16 protein-coding genes are annotated in these 17,557 nt (G+C 63.8%); 12 read left to right on the forward strand and 4 right to left on the reverse strand.

What is annotated here, in order from left to right:
- Positions 1-100: 100 nt before the first annotated feature.
- The 4 genes from BLU76_RS13145 to BLU76_RS13160 form a co-directional block, all read right to left on the reverse strand.
- On the reverse strand, positions 101-1,771 hold the full coding sequence (locus BLU76_RS13145; RefSeq protein ID WP_092222995.1) for a bifunctional protein-serine/threonine kinase/phosphatase: 1,671 nt from the start codon (positions 1,769-1,771) through the stop codon (positions 101-103).
- Between the two features lie 9 nt (positions 1,772-1,780).
- A complete protein-coding gene (locus BLU76_RS13150) occupies positions 1,781-2,992 on the reverse strand; it encodes a nitrate/nitrite transporter (RefSeq protein WP_039589025.1) in 1,212 nt (403 codons plus the stop codon).
- Positions 2,993-3,362: 370 nt separating this feature from the next.
- Positions 3,363-3,938, reverse strand: coding sequence for an ANTAR domain-containing response regulator (locus tag BLU76_RS13155; protein ID WP_025212689.1), 576 nt, complete (start codon positions 3,936-3,938; stop codon positions 3,363-3,365).
- Positions 3,939-3,952: 14 nt separating this feature from the next.
- Positions 3,953-5,164, reverse strand: coding sequence for a CmpA/NrtA family ABC transporter substrate-binding protein (locus BLU76_RS13160; RefSeq protein WP_092222997.1), 1,212 nt, complete (start codon positions 5,162-5,164; stop codon positions 3,953-3,955).
- 243 nt (positions 5,165-5,407) lie between these two features.
- Here BLU76_RS13160 and BLU76_RS13165 point away from each other — a divergent pair, with 243 nt between their 5' ends.
- The 12 genes from BLU76_RS13165 to BLU76_RS13220 are packed head-to-tail and all read left to right on the forward strand — an operon-like array spanning position 5,408 to position 17,232.
- Positions 5,408-6,145, forward strand: a complete 738-nt coding sequence (locus BLU76_RS13165) for a helix-turn-helix domain-containing protein (protein ID WP_092151044.1) — start codon at positions 5,408-5,410, stop codon at positions 6,143-6,145.
- 4 nt (positions 6,146-6,149) lie between these two features.
- Positions 6,150-7,805 carry a type III secretion system outer membrane ring subunit SctC gene (gene sctC / locus BLU76_RS13170; RefSeq protein ID WP_092222999.1) on the forward strand — a complete coding sequence of 552 codons (1,656 nt, stop codon included), beginning with the start codon at positions 6,150-6,152 and terminating at the stop codon, positions 7,803-7,805.
- Positions 7,802-8,905, forward strand: a complete 1,104-nt coding sequence (sctW, locus tag BLU76_RS13175; protein WP_092223001.1) for a type III secretion system gatekeeper subunit SctW — start codon at positions 7,802-7,804, stop codon at positions 8,903-8,905. Before sctC ends, sctW begins: the two co-directional genes overlap by 4 nt.
- A gap of 2 nt (positions 8,906-8,907) precedes the next feature.
- Complete coding sequence (locus BLU76_RS13180) at positions 8,908-10,959, forward strand: EscV/YscV/HrcV family type III secretion system export apparatus protein (RefSeq protein WP_305882118.1); 2,052 nt, start codon at positions 8,908-8,910, stop codon at positions 10,957-10,959.
- A gap of 11 nt (positions 10,960-10,970) precedes the next feature.
- Positions 10,971-12,269, forward strand: coding sequence for a type III secretion system ATPase SctN (gene sctN / locus BLU76_RS13185; RefSeq protein ID WP_092223005.1), 1,299 nt, complete (start codon positions 10,971-10,973; stop codon positions 12,267-12,269).
- Positions 12,253-12,708 (forward strand): type III secretion protein, encoded by a 456-nt coding sequence (locus BLU76_RS13190; RefSeq protein ID WP_092151059.1) that lies wholly within the window; start codon positions 12,253-12,255, stop codon positions 12,706-12,708. Before sctN ends, BLU76_RS13190 begins: the two co-directional genes overlap by 17 nt.
- Positions 12,705-13,580 carry a SpaN/EivJ family type III secretion system needle length determinant gene (locus BLU76_RS13195; RefSeq protein WP_170867298.1) on the forward strand — a complete coding sequence of 292 codons (876 nt, stop codon included), beginning with the start codon at positions 12,705-12,707 and terminating at the stop codon, positions 13,578-13,580. Before BLU76_RS13190 ends, BLU76_RS13195 begins: the two co-directional genes overlap by 4 nt.
- A complete protein-coding gene (locus BLU76_RS13200) occupies positions 13,577-14,500 on the forward strand; it encodes a FliM/FliN family flagellar motor switch protein (protein WP_092223007.1) in 924 nt (307 codons plus the stop codon). Before BLU76_RS13195 ends, BLU76_RS13200 begins: the two co-directional genes overlap by 4 nt.
- Positions 14,493-15,152, forward strand: coding sequence for an EscR/YscR/HrcR family type III secretion system export apparatus protein (locus tag BLU76_RS13205; protein WP_092223009.1), 660 nt, complete (start codon positions 14,493-14,495; stop codon positions 15,150-15,152). Before BLU76_RS13200 ends, BLU76_RS13205 begins: the two co-directional genes overlap by 8 nt.
- Positions 15,153-15,160: 8 nt before the next feature.
- The gene (locus BLU76_RS13210) at positions 15,161-15,415 is read left to right on the forward strand and encodes an EscS/YscS/HrcS family type III secretion system export apparatus protein (RefSeq protein WP_092223011.1); all 255 of its coding nucleotides are present in this window, start codon (positions 15,161-15,163) and stop codon (positions 15,413-15,415) included.
- A 4-nt stretch (positions 15,416-15,419) separates the two neighbouring features.
- Positions 15,420-16,223, forward strand: a complete 804-nt coding sequence (gene sctT / locus BLU76_RS13215; protein WP_092223013.1) for a type III secretion system export apparatus subunit SctT — start codon at positions 15,420-15,422, stop codon at positions 16,221-16,223.
- Positions 16,198-17,232 (forward strand): EscU/YscU/HrcU family type III secretion system export apparatus switch protein, encoded by a 1,035-nt coding sequence (locus BLU76_RS13220; RefSeq protein WP_092223015.1) that lies wholly within the window; start codon positions 16,198-16,200, stop codon positions 17,230-17,232. The genes sctT and BLU76_RS13220 overlap by 26 nt, the downstream gene beginning before the upstream one ends.
- Positions 17,233-17,557 lie beyond the last annotated feature (325 nt).

Genomic DNA, 17,557 nt, shown 5'->3' on the forward strand with positions numbered 1-17,557 from the left:
AGCCCCCTCTCAAGCTCACTCAATCAACCTGATCCACCGCGTCGCCGGGTTTTAGGGCCGCTGCGCGCCCCAGCGGGAGCAAGCTCCCTCGCCACGGTTGTTATGAGTGAAACACCAAAAACAGCAGCACGATGTTCACCACCAGGGACACCAGCGCCAAGGTCCGCCAGACCTTCAGCGGCTCGCGCTCCAGCAGTGGCCGGGGCCTGACGTTCAAGCTGCGGCGTTCACCCTGCTCCAGCAGCAACAACCACTCTTCGGCGGTTTCAAAGCGTTGCTCCGGGTCTGCGGCGACGGCGCGTTCCAGGCTTTGCCCGAGCCATTCGGCCAAGTCCGGTCGATAGCGACTGGCACTGACCGGTACGCCAAAGCGCGGGCGTTGGAAGGCTTCGATTTCGCCGTAGGGATAATGCCCGGTCAGCAGGAAGTACAAGGTCACGCCGACCGAGTACAAGTCCTGTTGCGCCGTCGGTGCGGCGCCGCCGAAGGCTTCCGGGGCGATGTAGCTGGGGGTGCCGGGCAAGACGTTGGCCTGGTCCTCGGACAGGCCCGGGCAGTACGCCAGGCCGAAATCCAGCAAACGCAATTCCCCGTCATCCCCCAGGTGCAGGTTTTCCGGCTTGATGTCGCGGTGGTAGATCTGCCTTCGATGTAACAGGCCTACTGCCCGTACCAGCCGCTGCGCCAGGTCCAGCCACTGGGCCAGAGGCAGTGGCCCGCCCTGGTTGAACAGCTCGGCCAGGGTCGCGCCCGGATATTCACGCATCACGTAGTACAAATGCTGACGCTGGGGAACGCCATGGACCTCGGGAAACTGCCGCCCGGCGACGCGCTTGAGAAACCACTCCTCCGAGAGCAACGCCTGCCCCGCGCGGCTATCGTCCCGTAGTTGCGCGGGCAGGGTTTTCAGCAGCCAAGGTTGGCCCTGACCATCGTGTACCCGGTAGAGCAACGATTGCTGGCTGTGGCCGAGCAGGCTTTCGATCTGCCAGCCCTCGAACATCTGGCCCGGTTTCAGCGCAGGCGGCAGGGGCCATTGCTGCAACTGGATCAGCGCATCGCCGATGCTCGCTTCGCCCACCGCATCGACCCGCACCAGCAAGGCACTGGCGTTGTCCTGGCTGCCGGCCAGGTGCGCGGCGTTGACCAGGGTCTGGGCGGCGACGTCCAGGTCCGGTTGATCGCGAAGAATGCCGGCAATGGCCGTGTCGCCCAGCACTGCCCAGACGCCGTCGCTGAGCAGCACGAAGGTTTCGTCGATGCGCAGTTCGCCGTCAAGAAAGTCGAGGATCAGGTGTTGGTCCAGGCCCAGGGCACGCTTGAGCACATGCTGCATGCCCTGTTGTTCCCAGACGTGGTCTTCGCTGACCCGTTGCAGATGATCGGCGTGCCAGCGGTAGACCCGGCAATCGCCGACATGGGCGAGGGTGAAGCGCCGGCCCCGCAGGACCAGGGCGCTGACGGTGGTGAGCAGCGGCTGTCCGCCACCGTTGGCTTGCAGCCAGCGATTCTGCGCCAACAGCAACCGGTCCAATGCCTGGGCCACGCCCCAGGTCTGTGGCGTGGAGTAGTAATCCAGGGCCAGGGCCTGCAAGGTCGAACGGGCGGCCAGCCCGCCATCGGCGCATTGGCTCACGCCGTCGGCGATGGCGAACAGGTATCCCTTGCTGGCGGCCAGGGCCGGGGCGGGGGTGACCAGGCGCAGGGCGTCCTGGTTTTCCTCCCGCGGGCCGATGGCACTGGCTTCGGCGAAACTCAGTTGCAGGCTCATGGAGGCTATTTATACCCGAGCCGCAGTGACGGCGGCCGAACCCCAAGTGGTCCTCCAACGGCGCTTGACGCCGTGCAGGCCGAACCAGGCCAGGACACCGAGGCTGGCAAACAACCACAGTGCCAGTTGATAGCTGCCGGTGCTCTGCTTGATCGCGCCCATGCCCGCCGCCAGGGCGAAGCCGCCGATGCCGCCGGCCATGCCGATCAGCCCGGTCATCACGCCGATCTCGCGACGGAAGCGTTGTGGCACCAGTTGGAACACCGCGCCGTTGCCTGCACCCAAACCGAGCATGGTGCAGACGAACAGGGCCAGGGCGGCGTAGGAGCTCGGCAGGTTGAAGCCCACTGCGGCGATGCAGACGGCCGCGACGGTGTACATGCCCAGCAAGGTGCGGATGCCGCCGAAACGGTCCGCCAGGGCGCCGCCCAATGGACGCATCAGGCTGCCACCGAAGACGCAGGCGGCGGTGTAGTAGCCAGCGGTGACCGGGCTCAGGCCATATTGGTCGTTGAAGTAGCCGGGCAGGGCGCTGGCCAGGCCGATGAAGCCGCCGAAGGTCACGCTGTAGAAGAACATGAACCACCAGCTGTCGCGGTCGCCCAGGGCCTTGAGGTAGTCGGCCATGGATTTGGCTTTTGGCCGCTCGGGGGCGTTCTTGGCCAACCAGGCGAAGAGCACCAGGGTCAGCACCAGCGGGATCAGCGCGAAGCCGAACACGTTGCTCCAGCCGAAGGCCACCGCCATGACCGGAGCGATCAGCGCCGCGAGCACGGTGCCCGAGTTACCGGCACCGGCAATACCCATGGCCTTGCCCTGATGCTGTGGTGGATACCACTGGGACGCCAGCGGCAAGGCCACGGCGAACGACGCGCCGGCCACGCCCAGGAACAGGCCTAGCAACAACGCTTGCTCGTAGCTGTGGATGCCCAGTTTCCAGGCGCAGAACAGCGCACCGATCACAATCACCTGGCCCACCATGCCAGCAGTCTTCGGCGAAATCCGATCGGCCAGCAGGCCCATGAACAACCGCAGTACGGCGCCAGCCAGGATCGGCGTCGCGACCATCAGGCCGCGTTGCTGGGTGGTCAGGTGCAGGTCGGCAGAGATCTGTACCGCCAGTGGACCGAGCAGGTACCAGACCATGAAGCTCAGGTCGAAGTAGAGGAAGGCCGCGAACAGTGTCGGGGTATGGCCGGATTTCCAGAAGCTTGAATTCATCGCGCACCTCAGCTGTAAAAGTCTCGAGAAATGAGTCAGTGCTTTGAGCAGTGCGCCGCCTGTGGTCGCACCACCGGCCCCGAAGGGCCAAAACAAAAAAACGCCGCAACCCGGATCGCCAGAAAGGCAAGGAGGGTGTGCGACGTCTTTGTCGTAGGTGGGGCAACCGCCGTTGGTTACCTGTGGGTTTGCTTAAGCGAGATCTGTGCCAAGTCTGTCACGATCGTTCCTACGCTCTGCGCGGGAATGCCGCGCCAGGGACGCTCCGCGTTCCGCTTCACAAGGTGACGCAGAACGTCACAGGATGCATTCCAACGCAGAGCGTGGGAACGATCATCAGTAGGGCGGTAAGGCAGGCGCTACAAGGCTTTCAGCCCAGCAGCTCATTCATGGCAATGATCTGCTCCGCCACCTGGATCAGCTTCTGCTGGCGGCTCATGGCCTGGCGGCGCATCAGGGTGTAGGCCTGCTCCTCGTTGCATTCCTTCATCTTCATCAACATGCCCTTGGCCAGTTCGATGCGCTTGCGCTCGGCCAGTTGCTGGTCGCGGGCCAGGAGCTGGGCGCGCAGGGCCTGGTCGCTTTCGAAGCGGGCCATGGCCACGTCGAGGATCGGTTGCAGGCGTGCGGCGTGGATGCCTTCGACGATGTAGGCGCTCACCCCCGACTTGATCGCCTGGCGCATCACGTCGGGGTCGTGCTCGTCGGTAAACATGACGATCGGTCGTGGTTGGTCGCGGCTGACCAGCACCACTTGCTCCATGACATCCCGTCCGGGTGACTCGGTATCGATCAGGATCACGTCCGGACGCACCGTTTCGACGCGCGCCGGCAGGTCGATGGTCAATCCGGATTCATCGATGACTTCGAATCCGGCTTCAATCAGGGCGGCTTTGAGGCGGCCGACTTTTTTCGCGGTGTCGTTGATCAGCAGGATACGCAGCATGGTCGAGGCTCCTGTCAGCGGCTGGCGAAAAGGGGAGCCGCATCGCTCAAGGCGTGCAGTTTGAAGCTGCGGGCATACTTGGCCGGGTCCGAACCGTCCCAGGTGGTGCCATCGATCAACTGGCTGCTGCGCATGTCCTGGCGCGGGGACGCGATGCCCAGTGCGCCAGCGGCTTCACGGTACAGCTTGAGCTGCTGGACGTCCTGGGCCACGGCCAGGTAATCCGGGTCTTCGCGCAACAGGCCCCAGCGACGGAACTGGGTCATGAACCACATGCCGTCGGACAGGTACGGCAGGTTCACCTCGCCATTGCCGTGGAAGCGCATGGCGTGGGGATCCTGCCAACTGTTGCCCAAGCCATCGGCATAGATCCCCAGCAAGCGCGGCTCGATGCAGTCCAGTGGCGCGTCGAGGTATTCGGGCGCGCTCAACAGTTGTGCGGTGCTGCGACGGTTTTCGCTGCTTTGTTCGATGAAGCGGCTGGCTTCGAGGATCGCCATCACCAGGGCCCGGGCGGTATTGGGGTACTGCTCGACGAATGCGCGGGTGCAGCCCAGGACTTTTTCCGGGTGATCGGGCCAGATGGTCTGGGTGGTCGCCAGGGTAAAACCCAGGTTCTGCTTCACCGCGCTGGCGCACCAGGGTTCACCGACGCAAAAACCGTCGATACGTCCGGCTTGCAGGTGCGCGATCATTTGCGGCGGCGGCACCACGACGCTGTCGACATCCGACAAGGGATGGATGCCCTGGGCGGCGAGCCAGTAATAAAGCCACATGGCATGGGTGCCGGTGGGGAAGGTCTGGGCGAAGGTCAGTTTCGGGCGAGTTTGGTGCACGTGCTGTTCCAGTGCCTCAGGACTGGTCACGCCCTGGGCCTGCAAGCCATGGGACAGGTTGATGCTCTGGCCGTTCTGGTTCAGGCCCATCAGCACGGCCATGTCGGTCGGCGCGACGCCGCCGATCCCCAGGTGCACGGCGTAGATCAGGCCGTACAGGCTATGGGCGGCATCGATTTCACCACTGACCAGCTTGTCCCGCAGGTTGGCCCAGGACGTCTGGCGCTTGAGGTTCAGGGTCAGGCCGTAGGGTTGGGCGAAGCCCTGGGTGGCGGCCACGACCACCGGGGCACAGTCACTCAAGGCCATGAAACCCAGGTTGACTGCGCTCTTTTCCGGGGCATCGCTACCGTTGACCCAGGCCAGGGGATTGGCTGGAACTTCATTCATCGCGCATCACCTTCCACGTAAAAAAAGCGCCGTACCCAGCGCTGCCAGGGCAGGGCCGGATGACGACGCCGTTGTCCTTTAAATCAGTGTGGCACTCATTCCGCCATTGGCATGGGCGCCGATGAACGAAAAGGGTGCAAGGCATATGCCAGTGCGTGCCCCATCACCTTTCCATCAAGATTCAAGACGCCGGGTCTTTCATCCTGTCGGCCCTTCCAAGGCTACGTAGCAAAGGAGACCGGTGTGCAGGACAAATCATCTCGCTCCACGGCATTGCCTGAACAGCGCGAACGGGTGCTGCACCTGCGTGTCGCGCAAAGCCCGGTTCAACTGAGCGCCGCGAGGTTTGGCGTCAGTCATCGCCTGCCGGTCGGTTGGGAAGGGGTGGTGGTGGCGGGTGATTCGCTGCGCTGGAGTGGTGGCCCGTTGCAGGTCCAGCCTGTGACTGCGGCGCCGCTGGTGAAGTTGCAGGCTTTTTTCGACATGAGCAATGCCTTCGTCGAGGTCGGGCAACGGGGGGCAGTTGGACCGTGGGCCCTGTTGCCGGTGACCGAGGAAGTCGTCCGCTCCCAGGAACGATTCGAACGCTGGTTCATCGGCCAGGCGCTGGGCGGCACCGCGGCCTATCACGCGGCTGCCAACCTGTTGCGGCATCACGAGAGCTACGGGCTCGTACGGTTTTTATTGGAACAAGGCACCCACAGCGAAAAACTTAACACGCTGGCCCAGCGCTACGGTGTGTCGGTTTCGCATTTTCGGCGGCTGTGCCAGCAGGCCTTGGGGAGCGCGGCCAAACCGGTGTTGCGCGGCTGGCGCACGGCCCAGGCGCTGCTGAACATGAGTCTTCAGGACGGCTCGCTGACCGATGTGGCGCTGGAGTTCGGCTTTGCCTCCTCTTCACACTTTTCCAAGGAAGTCCGCGAACTGGTGGGTTTCGCGCCCAGCAGCCTGGCGGATATCACCTACCTGCCAGGCAAGTGAGTCGATGAGCCAGCGACGATTTTCCCTGACCCTTTCATGGTTGTGCCTGAGTACCGCGATGCTGCTCCCAGCATTGGCCGCCCGGGCTGATGTCTACAGCTTCGAAGCCCGGGAGCAGAGCGCGCGGACTTTTTTCAGCGAGTTGTCCGGGTCGTTGGGCAAGCCGGTCATTGTCAGCAAGGCCGCGGCGGCCAAACGGATCGGCGGTACGTTCGATCTGCGCACCCCGCAACGGACTTTCGAGCGTGTCAGCGCGCAGATGGGGCTGATCTGGTACAGCGATGGCCAGGCGATTTATCTGTATGACGCCTCGGAAATCAAAAGCGCGATGATGTCGCTGCAGACCCTGACCGTCGCCAAGCTCCAGGCCTTCCTGGGGCGTTCGGGGCTGCACGATGTCCGGTATCCGTTGCGTCACGACGGTCTGCGGACATTCCATGTCTCGGGCCCGCCGATCTATGTCGACCTGGTGGTGCAAGCCGCCGGCTTGATGGACAACCAGCGCTCGGAGCTGCTGCTGGGCAAGCAGCAGATCGGTGTGATCCAAGTGCGAAACACCTTTGTCAGTGACCGCAACTATGAGCTGCGCGACGACAAGGTGACCATTCCAGGGCTGGCCACTGTGATCGAGGCCCTGTTGCGCGGCGAAAAGCACGAGGTCGAGCCGTCGGTGGCGCAAGGCACCGCGTCGGGAGTGCGGGGCGCGATGCCGCTGTTTCCCCTGGCGGGCCTGGCGGACACCCCCTCGAACCAAGACCCGAGGGCCCCGCGAATCATTGCGCGGGAGGTGGCCGCCGGCAACATTCGGGTGGTGGCCTACCCGGACACCAACAGCCTGTTGGTCAAGGGGCTGCCGGAGCAGGTGCGCTTCATCGAGAACCTGGTCAATGCCCTGGACACGCCGAAACGCCACGTCGAGTTGTCGTTGTGGATCATCGACCTGCACAAGGATGAGCTCAACCAACTGGGCATCAACTGGCAAGGCGCGGTGAAGTCCGGGGCCACCTTCAGCGCATCGCTCAACGCCGGCTCGGCGACCACCCTCGATGGCGCCTCGTTCGTCACCCAGGTCATGGCCCTGGAGCGGACCCAGCGGGCCAATGTCGTCTCGCGCCCGGTGATCCTGACGCAAGAGAACGTGCCGGCGATCTTCGATAACAACCGCACCTTCTATGCCCCCTTGGTCGGGGAGCGCAGTGTCGATCTGCAGCATGTGACCTACGGCACGTTGGTGAATGTACTGCCGCGTTTCGCCCACGCGGACGAGATCGAGATGTCGCTCAATATCGAGGACGGCAACGAAGTCGAGAGTCCGGGCCAGGGTGAGCGCCAGGGCGCGTTGCCGACGGTCGGTCGCACCCGCATCAGTACCGTAGCGCGAGTACCCCAAGGCAAGAGTCTGTTGGTGGGCGGTTTCACCCGCGATGACCACGGCGAGCAGATCGGGCGCGTCCCGGTGTTGGGGGCGATTCCCTGGATCGGTCGCTTGTTCAGCTATCGCCAAGGGCGCTCGGCCAACACGGTGCGCGTATTCCTGATCCAGCCCAAGGAGATTCGCGAGGCTTTTGAACCGGCCACGAGCGAGCCGGGCGGGCAGTTGCTGACTCCGCAGCAGCACGAGCGGGTGCGTCGAATGTACTTCCGGATGTCAGAGAAATGATGCTGCCCCCGGTTTCCCTCGGTGGCCGGGCTGCCCAGGCGCGGCTCAATGCCGAGAAAGCCGCCGAACACCCGCAACCACCCGTCGATGCCGAGACGCCGGAGGACAGCGCAACGGCCGCAGTGGCGCAGCGCCTCGTGCAGATCAGCGACGAACTCTCGGCGGCACTGACCCAATTCCGTGGTCGCCGGTTGTTTGAGCTCAAGTCCGAGGCCATGACCGACACCTTCGAGCGCGTGCTGGAAGACGACACCGTGCCCAAGGCCCGGCAGGTGCTGAGCCTGGCGCGGTTGGCGGACAAGCCCGTCGCCTGGTTGCTGCAAATGGCGCGAAGCCTGTTTCCCGATGACAGCGACCTGGCCCTGGTGCTACGGGCGTTGTTGCGCCGCAAGAACCTGGAAACGCTGACCCGGCAGCGCCTCGAAACGCTGTTGCAGACGGTGGTTGCCCAAGCCTCCCCCAAGCGCCTGAACGCCGGGATCAACGCGGCGCTCAAGGCCAGGATGTTCGGCAAGAGCCTGGCGGTGCGGGCCGGCCTGCTACGCGAGACTTACCGGGATTTCCTCGAATCCGACGAAGGCCCGCTCAGCTGTTACCAGGACTGGATCGCCCTGTATGGCGCGGCGCAACGCAGCGGGGTGCTGGCCTTCATCGAAGCGGCGGTGCTCACCGACATCAGCGCCCAGGACCCCAGTTGTTCGCGCGCCGAGTTCGGCCAATTGCTAGCAAAGGTGACCGACCTCAAGCGCCTGCGTTCGGCCGATGAGCTGTTTATCGGCGCAGTACTTGGCGATGCCGTCATCTGCCGGCACAACCCCGAGGAGTCCGACTGGTTGGTGTTCCTCTTCGGCGTGTTGACCTACCCCGATGACCTCGACCAGTTGTTGCTCGGTGCGTTGGGCGAACAAGTGCTGCTCAGTGCCCACCGTGAGCGATCGATACTCTTGCAGACCCTGCGCCGGCTCAGCCTGCGGTTGCCCTTGCCCCTGTTTGCCGATGAGGAGGCGCCACAGCGCCTGGCCACCCAGTTCACCCGCTTGGCGGACGTCGCCTATGCCCATGAATGCATCGATCAGCGCCGCTCGGGTGGTTGCCCATGACCCTGCTCAATGGGTTCTTGCGCAACGTCGGCGCTCGCCCGGAGCTGCTGATCCTGACCTTGATGGTGATGATCATCGCCATGTTGATCATCCCCTTGCCCACGGTGCTGGTGGATTTTCTCATCGGCCTGAACATCGTCATCTCCCTGCTGGTGTTCATGGGCTCGTTCTACATCGAGCGCATCCTCAGCTATTCGACGTTCCCGGCGTTGCTGCTGTTGACGACCTTGTTTCGCCTGGCGCTGTCGATCAGCACCAGCCGGCTGATCCTCAGCCAGGCCGATGCCGGCGAGATCATCGCCTCGTTCGGTGACTTTGTGATCGGCGAAAGCCTGGTGGTGGGCTTCGTGATTTTTTCCATCGTCACCATCGTCCAGTTCATCGTGATCACCAAAGGCTCGGAGCGGGTGGCGGAAGTCGCCGCGCGTTTTTCCCTGGACGGGATGCCGGGCAAGCAGATGAGCATCGACGGTGACCTCAAGGCCGGCGCCATCGACGCGGCCCAGGCCCGGGAAAAACGCAGCGTGCTGGAGCGCGAAAGCCAGCTGTACGGGTCTTTTGACGGGGCGATGAAATTCATCAAGGGCGATGCCATCGCCGGGATCATCATTATCTTCGTCAACTTTATCGGCGGCATGGCCATCGGCGTCGGGCAACTGGGCATGGACCTGTCCACCGCGCTGTCGACCTACACCCTGTTGACCATCGGCGATGGCCTGGTGGCCCAGATCCCGGCGCTGCTGATCGCCATCGGTGCCGGCTTCATCGTCACCCGCGTCAACGGCGACGACAGCAACCTGGGGCGCAACATGCTCACCCAGATGCTCGGCAACCCGTTCGTCCTTGGTGTTACCGCGTTGCTGGCGGTGGGTGTGGGGCTGTTGCCGGGTTTCCCGTTGCTGACGTTCCTGTCGATTGCCGGCGTGTTGGGGCTGGTGGTGTTTGTGCGCCAGCGCAAATCGTCACGACAGGCTAGCCCGGGCCAAAGCCGCGCCGAAGCCGCCGAGCAAGACGCGCTGCCGAGCGAGTCAGGACTGCTCGATGACGTCGACAACCTCGCGACAGAAACCATCGCCTTGATGCTGCTGGTGCCCAAGACGCAACTCGAAGCGCTGGAAAAGCAGCGTTGGGCGGCGCGCTTTCGCAGCCAGTTTTTCGTCGACTACGGCTTGCGCATTCCCGAGCCACGGCTGCGGGCCAGCGAGGCGCTGCCGGCGCATCAAGTGGCGGTGTTGATCAACGAAGTGCGGGCCGAGCAGTTCGACATTCATTTCGATCACTGGCGCCTGCTGGATTACTCGCCGGAGCTGGACCCGTTGGGTTTTGCCTTGGTGCGCGGCAACGACAGCAATCGCCTGGGCGGTGTCTGGGTCAGCGCCGCCGACCGCGAGCGGGTGCAGCAGTTGGGCTATCACCTACGGCCCGCCGATGAAGAATGCTATCGCTGCCTGGTCACGCTGCTGGCGCGCAACATCCAGGAGTTCTTTGGCGTGCAGGAAACCAAGCAGTTGCTCGACGAAATGGAAACCCGCTGCCCCGACCTGCTCAAGGAAGTCTATCGCCACGTCACCGTGCAGAAGATCGCCGAAGTGCTGCAGCGCCTGATCGGCGAGCGCATCTCCGTGCGCAACATGAAGCTGATCCTCGAATCCCTTGCCCATTGGGCCTCCCGGGAAAAGGACGTGCTGGCGCTGGTCGAACACGTGCGCGGCGCCATGGCCCGCTACATCAGCAACAAGTTTGCCCAGGGCAACGACCTGCGCGTGCTGCTGTTGTCGCCAGAGTTCGAAGAAGTGGTGCGCCGTGGCATCCGGCAAACCTCCGGCGGCAGTTTCCTCAACCTGGAACCGGCCGAATCGGAAGAACTGATGGACCGCCTCAGTGTCGGCCTGGACAGCGTGCACATCGCCCACAAGGACATGGTGTTGCTGTGTTCGGTGGATGTGCGGCGCTACATCAAGAAACTCATCGAGGGACGTTTCCGGGAGCTGGACGTCATGTCGTTCGGCGAAATCTCCGAGAGCGTGTCCGTCAATGTCATCAAAACCCTGTGAGGACACTGCACATGGCGGTTGGAAATAGCCTCCGCCTGGAGCGACAGGCGGCCCACCCCTTGCGCTTGAGCGGGCCACTGATAGAAGCGGCGCTGCCCGGGGTGGTGGTCGGCGAAGTCTGCGAAGTGCGTCGGCACTGGCGCTCGCCCGAGGTCGCGGCCAGGGCGCAGGTGATCGGCTTCAAGCCCGGTGCCGTGTTGCTCAGCCTGCTGGGTGATGGCAAAGGCTTGTCCCGGGAGTCGATGATCGTGCCCACCGGCTCGACCTTGCAACTGACCTGCAGTGACGCCTTGCTCGGCAGTGTGGTCGATCCCCAGGGCACGATCGTCGAGCGCCTGGCGCCTTCGACGGCGGTGGCGCAACGGGATTGTCCGGTGGATGCCGACCCGCCGTCCTACCAGCAGCGACGCCCGGTGGCGGAATCGCTGCGCACCGGCATCCGCGTCATCGATGGCTTACTGACCTGTGGTGTCGGTCAGCGCATCGGCATTTTTGCCGCCGCCGGTTCCGGCAAGACCACCTTGATCAACATGCTGATCGAGCACACCGACGCAGAGGTCTTCGTGATCGGCCTGATTGGCGAACGTGGGCGGGAGGTGACTGAGTTCATCGCGCACCTGCGCCAGTCGCCCAAGCATTCTCGTTGCGTGGTGGTATTCGCCACTTCGGATTTTTCCTCGGTGGATCGCTGCAACTCGGCGCTGCAAGCCACCACCATCGCCGAGTATTTTCGCGACCAGGGGCGGCGCGTGGTGTTGTTGCTGGACTCGTTGACCCGCTACGCCCGCGCCCGTCGCGACCTGGCCTTGGCGGCCGGTGAAGCCCCGGCGCGGCGCGGCTATCCGGCCTCGGTGTTCGATGCCTTGCCGCGCTTGCTGGAGCGACCAGGGGTAACCGCGACCGGCAGCATCACCGCCTGGTACACGGTGCTGTTGGAAAGCGACGACGAGCCGGATCCGATCGCCGAGGAGATTCGTTCCATCCTCGATGGCCATGTCTACCTCAGCCGTGCCCTGGCGGCCAAGGGGCACTACCCGGCCATCGATGTCCTGCGCAGCGTCAGCCGGGTGGCGACCCAAGTCACCACGCCGCAGGTGCAGCAACTGGCCGCGTCGACCCGGGAAACCCTGGCCCGTCTTGAACAGTTGCAGGTCTTTCTCGACATGGGCGAGTACAGCCCGGGCGCGGACGCGGCCAATGACCACGCGATGCACCGGCGTGATGCCCTTGACCGATGGCTGCGCCAGCCGACGGGCGAGTGTTGCGAGCCGGACGAAACCTTACGGAGCCTGCATGAAATCCTTGCCTGAGCAGCGACGCTTGTTGGCCTTCAGCGAGTTCCGGCGGCAACGCGGCGAGCAGGCGCTGCTGCACGTCCAGCGCCAATTGCAGCCGCTGCTGACGGAGCGCGGCGGCTTCGAGGCGCAGGAAGCGGCGCTGCAAGACCTGTTGGCCAGCCATCGCGCCAATGACTGCGTGCTGGATCACGCGCAGCTGTTGGCGCTGTTGCGCACCCAGGCGGTGATCCGTCGGCGGATCGATCTGCTGCGGGTCGAGCGGGATCGTGTGGACCAGCAGTGCCGGCAGGTCGAACAGCAGTTGCAGGTGCAGCGCGAGCGGTTGCGTGGACTGCTGCGCAAGCACGACAAGTATGAGCGTTCCGTCCAGCAACTGTTACGGGTTCAACGGCTTGAAGCGGTGCGCCGGGAAGAGCGGGAACTGGAAGAAATGATGGAAGGACGGCGATGAAAGAGCTCTCAGTGGTTCCCGCTCGGCCGGTCCAGGTCTTGGACCCCGTCGACGAAGGCCCGATGGATGAGCTGCAAGACCTGCTTGTCCCGGTGCAGGAGGATGAACTGCCACAGGGCGTGCTGGACCTGATGGTTGCGCTGGTTCGGCCTCATCGCGAGCCGATGGACAATGGCCGTGCGCTGGCCTGGCGTTCGATGAGTACTGTTCAGGGCGGCGCGGAGGTTGAGCGTGATGGGGAGCGCTCGGGTGCCCGCGAAGCGGTGGAGGTTGAAGCCGTTCGCGCGCCACCCCGTGCCCAGGTCGCAATGACTTTTCCACACGCCGGCCCACCGCTCAGCCAGATGGCACGCCATCCGTTGTCTCAACGCTTGGAGCCAGCGGTGGATCCATCAACGCTGCCGACCTACTCGGCATTGATCGAGCCGCCACGGCATGAGCCGTTCACCGCTGCCAGTGAGCAGTCGCTGGCCCTTGGCGATGAACCGCTGCCCCAGGCGCCGTTGAGCCTTCAAGGCACGCGTCACGCACCGACGGTTGCCACGGCATCCGTCCCTGCATCGACGCCGCCACCCGCACTCGATGTCATGGTCGAGACGTTGCCGGGTGCGGATCGAGGGTTCCTGCAAGTCCCCTTCAACCGAGGGGGGGCCAGCGGACAAGTGACGATCAGCCGCGGGTCTGAAGAGCCCACTCGACCCCTGACGCTCAGCCCCAGCAATGCCCTGGTGTTCGAGCAACTCAAGGAACCTTTCGCCCTGGCCCGGGAGCCTGCCTGGCGGCTGACCGACAGTGGCGGCGAGCAGCCGCGCCAGGGTTCGCAGCAGGGGCCGGACGAGGATCCGGACGAACAGGCTGAGCCTGCGGCATGAGCGCATTGCAGCTGCGTCGGGTCGAGCCTTTGGTGCATGCCCACGCCCAGGCGATTCAACGCTGGCGGCGCGGCGGTCGGGACGCGGATCTGGCCAAGGTGCCCAAGCGTTCCGACTATTTGAGCTTCTGCGCACAGGGTGATGGCGGGCCCTGGCGCGGGCTAATCAGGGCCCGTGACTGGTTGCACCATTCGCTCCCGACCTTGCAAGCGCTGCTGACGCAGCCGTGCCCGTTGCCCCGTATCGTCGAGTTGTTCCGGGCGGTGCCACGGCCCTTGTCACTGGAGGTGGACGAGTTGCGTTACAGCCATCTGTCGGACATCGAATCCGTGGCCCCGGCGCGCTTGCCGACGGGCGAAGTGCCGTGGCTCGACACCCCCGGAGGGCGCGTGTGGTTGACCCAATTGCCGCCCAGGAATGCCCAGCGCGGCCCCGTAACCGCCGACTCATGGCTGAAGACGTTGCCAATGCGCCTGGAACTGATCCTCGGCGTCAGTCACCTGAGCCTTGCCAGTCGAATACGGCTGGGGGAGGGCGACGTGCTGCGCATCGCCCAGCCCATGCAACGCTGCTTTGTGGCGGGCCAATGCCTTGGCGTTTTCACCTTTACCGAAGAGGGTTTACACATGCAACCGACCGTGGCCGAGGCCAGTTCAGAAAGCCCGTCAGAACCTGCCGTGGAAATCGACCTGGGATCGCTCCCGGTGCGCCTGGAATTCCTGCTCGCCACCCATGATCTCGACCTGGCCGCGCTGTCGCAGATCATCGCCGGGCAACTGATCCCGCTGGCTGACGACGCGGCCCGGCACATCGAGGTGCGCGCCAACGGCAAGCCCGTGGCCCTGGGCGAACTGGTGCAGTTGGACGGGCAGTTGGGCGTCGAATTGCTGAAGGTCTATCGGGACGGTGACGATGAATGACGTTTCGCTGATCGCGCTGCTGGCGTTCGCTTCGTTGCTGCCGTTCCTGGTGGCGGCGGGCACTTGCTACCTCAAGTTCTCGATTGTCTTCGTCATCGTGCGCAACGCCTTGGGCTTGCAGCAAGTGCCGTCGAACATGGCGCTCAATGCGATTGCCCTGATGCTCGCGGTGTTCGTCATGACGCCGGTCGTGAAGCAGGGCCATGACTACTACAAGACCGAGGCGGTGGCCTTTACCGATATCGAATCGGTGGTGAATTTCGCCGAGAACGGCCTGGGCAGCTACAAGGATTACCTGCGCAAATACACCGACCCGGAGCTGGCGCTGTTCTTCGAGCGGGCCCAGGCGGTCCAGGATGAAACCGACGCCGGTTGGCCCGCCGATGAAGCGCTGGCGCCTTCGCTGTTTTCGTTGCTGCCGGCCTACGCCCTGAGTGAAATCAAGAGTGCCTTCAAGATCGGCTTCTACCTGTACCTGCCCTTCGTGATTGTCGACCTGGTGATCTCCAGCATCCTGCTGGCGCTGGGCATGATGATGATGAGCCCGGTGATCATTTCCGTGCCGATCAAGCTGGTGCTGTTTGTCGCCCTGGATGGCTGGGCGCTGCTGTCCACCGGGCTGGTCAAGCAATACCTGACCTTGCTGGCGTAGGCGCAGCCATGAACGATCTGGTCTACGCCGGCAACAAGACCCTGTACCTGATCCTGCTGATGGTGGCCTGGCCGATCGTCGTCGCCACGGTGGTCGGCCTGGTGGTGGGCTTGATCCAGACCGTGACCCAGTTGCAGGAACAGACCCTGCCGTTCGGCTTCAAGCTGCTGGCGGTCGCCGCGTGCCTGTTCCTGCTCTCGGGCTGGTACGGCGAAACCTTGCTGGACTTCAGCCGCGAAGTCATCCGCCTGGCGTTGGGTTAGGCCGATGACGGTGACGCTGTTCTTCGAGCTGTATGCGGGGTTTGCCGCCGCGCTGTTGGGCGTGGCGCGCCTGGCGCCGATTTTCTTCATGTTGCCGTTTCTCAACAGCGGCGTGCTGACCGGTGTCGCGCGCCAGGCGGTGATTGTCCTGGTGGCGCTGGGGTTCTGGGCCTACGTCGGCGTGCCGGCGCCCGCCCTCGACAGCCTGGCGTTCCTCGGCTTGATGCTGCGGGAGGTGAGTATCGGCGTGCTGCTGGGTGTGCTGCTGTGCTGGCCGTTCTGGGTGCTGCATGCCATGGGCAACCTGATCGACAACCAGCGCGGCGCCATGCTCAGCAGCACGGTGGATCCGGCGAACGGTGTCGACACGTCGGAGTTGGCGAATTTTCTCCAGTTGTTCGCGGCGGCGGTGTACCTCGAAGGCGGAGGGATGCTGTTGATGCTGGAAACCGTCGCGCAGAGCTATCGCATCTGTGCGCCGGGCAACGACTGCGTGATGCACTTGCCGGCTCTCCACGCGCTATTGGATGTGCTGGTGAGCAAGACGCTGGTGATCAGTGCGCCGGTGGTGGCGACCTTGCTGGTCAGCGAAGCCTTGCTCGGTTTGCTCTCGCGCTATGCGCCGCAAATGAATGCGTTCTCCGTGTCGTTGACGGTCAAGAGCCTGGTGGCGCTGGTGGTGTTGATGCTGTATTTCGGCGTGCACCTGCCAGACGAAGTCCTGCGCATGGGCGGGATGTCCGAGGGGCTGGCGCAGTCTCTGGGCGACGGGGAGGGCGATCATGTCATCCAGCGCCTCGAAGACTGAAAAGCCCACCGCCAAGCGCCTACGGGATGCCGCCCGCAAGGGCCAGACGTTCAAGGCCAAGGACCTGGTCATCACCTGCCTGACCCTGTGCGGCATCAGTTACCTGGTCTTCAACAGCTCGCTGTTCGAGATCATGGAGGTCTACCGGCGCATCATCGCCAGCGATTTTGACGTTGAACTGCAAGCCTACTCGGCGGTGCTGGTGCTGGTCGGCCTCAAGACGTTGCTGCCGCTGTTGCTGGTCTGCGTGCTGACCAGTGCGTTGCCGGCCCTGCTGCAAAGTGGTTTTGCCCTGGCCAGCGAAGCGTTGAAGCTGAATCTCGGCGCCTTGAACCCGATCAATGGTTTCAAGAAATTGTTCAGCCTGCGCACGGTCAAGGACACCTTCAAGGCGCTGTTGTACCTGGGCAGTTTTGCCATGGCGCTGTGGCTCGTCTGGGTCACCCAGCGGCAATTGCTATTTGCCCAGCTGTTCGCCCAGGCAGCGGACCTGTTCGCGATCTGGGGGCATCTGCTGCTGGTGTTGGTGCTGGCGTTCCTGGCCTGCATCCTGCTGATCGTCGTGCTCGATGCCCTCAGCGAATATTGGTTGTTCATGAAAGACCAGATGATGGACAAGGACGCGGTCAAGCGTGAACACAAGGAGCAGGACGGCAACCCACAGATCAAGGGCCGCCGCCGTGACCTGCACATGGAGCTGTTGTCGGAGCAGGTCAAATCCGACGTGCGCAGCTCGCGCATGATCATCGCCAATCCGACGCACATTGCCATCGGTGTGTATTTCCGCCCGGAAATCACCTTGCTGCCGTTCATCTCCCTGATGGAAACCAACCAACGCGCCCTGGCGGTGCGGGCGTATGCCAAGGCAGTCGGTGTGCCGGTGATCAACGACAAAGCCTTGGCCCGACGGATCTTCAAGACCCACCAGCGCTACAGCTTCCTCCAGGTGCAGGAAGTCGAGGAAGTGCTGCGCCTGCTGATCTGGCTGGAACAGGTCGAACAGGCTTGAGGCCCACTCATCATCGACGGCGCCGTACACCTGTGGCGAGGGGATTTATCCCCGTTGGGCTGCGAAGCGGCCCCAGAAAAGCAGCGAGCGCTGCGCACTCGAGCGGGGATAAATCCCCTCGCCACAGAAGCAAAACCCGACGACGCGGTGCATCAGGTTGATTGGCGTGGTCTTCGGGGGGCTGCTGCGCAGCCCAGCGGGAGCAAGCTCCCTCGCCACAAGAGCCGTTCGCCAGCTGGAGATTTCGTCTGGGGGCAACACCGACCCGAAACAGCACCCCATCCACCACGCCGAGCACCCAACCCCGTGGCGAGGGAGCTTGCTC

It is taken from the genome of Pseudomonas sp. NFACC08-1 (assembly GCF_900106735.1).
GTDB classification, from domain to species: Bacteria; Pseudomonadota; Gammaproteobacteria; order Pseudomonadales; family Pseudomonadaceae; genus Aquipseudomonas; species Aquipseudomonas fluorescens_Q.

Excerpts from the sequence above, each read along its gene's own strand:
- BLU76_RS13145 (WP_092222995.1), bottom strand. The coding sequence starts at position 1,771 with ATGAGCCTGCAACTGAGTTTCGCCGAAGCCAGTGCCATCGGCCCGCGG.
- BLU76_RS13150 (WP_039589025.1), bottom strand. The coding sequence starts at position 2,992 with ATGAATTCAAGCTTCTGGAAATCCGGCCATACCCCGACACTGTTCGCG.
- BLU76_RS13155 (WP_025212689.1), bottom strand. The coding sequence starts at position 3,938 with ATGCTGCGTATCCTGCTGATCAACGACACCGCGAAAAAAGTCGGCCGC.
- BLU76_RS13160 (WP_092222997.1), bottom strand. The coding sequence starts at position 5,164 with ATGAATGAAGTTCCAGCCAATCCCCTGGCCTGGGTCAACGGTAGCGAT.
- sctC (WP_092222999.1), top strand. The coding sequence starts at position 6,150 with ATGAGCCAGCGACGATTTTCCCTGACCCTTTCATGGTTGTGCCTGAGT.
- sctW (WP_092223001.1), top strand. The coding sequence starts at position 7,802 with ATGATGCTGCCCCCGGTTTCCCTCGGTGGCCGGGCTGCCCAGGCGCGG.
- sctN (WP_092223005.1), top strand. The coding sequence starts at position 10,971 with ATGGCGGTTGGAAATAGCCTCCGCCTGGAGCGACAGGCGGCCCACCCC.
- BLU76_RS13190 (WP_092151059.1), top strand. The coding sequence starts at position 12,253 with ATGAAATCCTTGCCTGAGCAGCGACGCTTGTTGGCCTTCAGCGAGTTC.
- BLU76_RS13195 (WP_170867298.1), top strand. The coding sequence starts at position 12,705 with ATGAAAGAGCTCTCAGTGGTTCCCGCTCGGCCGGTCCAGGTCTTGGAC.
- BLU76_RS13200 (WP_092223007.1), top strand. The coding sequence starts at position 13,577 with ATGAGCGCATTGCAGCTGCGTCGGGTCGAGCCTTTGGTGCATGCCCAC.
- BLU76_RS13205 (WP_092223009.1), top strand. The coding sequence starts at position 14,493 with ATGAATGACGTTTCGCTGATCGCGCTGCTGGCGTTCGCTTCGTTGCTG.
- BLU76_RS13210 (WP_092223011.1), top strand. The coding sequence starts at position 15,161 with ATGAACGATCTGGTCTACGCCGGCAACAAGACCCTGTACCTGATCCTG.
- sctT (WP_092223013.1), top strand. The coding sequence starts at position 15,420 with ATGACGGTGACGCTGTTCTTCGAGCTGTATGCGGGGTTTGCCGCCGCG.
- BLU76_RS13220 (WP_092223015.1), top strand. The coding sequence starts at position 16,198 with ATGTCATCCAGCGCCTCGAAGACTGAAAAGCCCACCGCCAAGCGCCTA.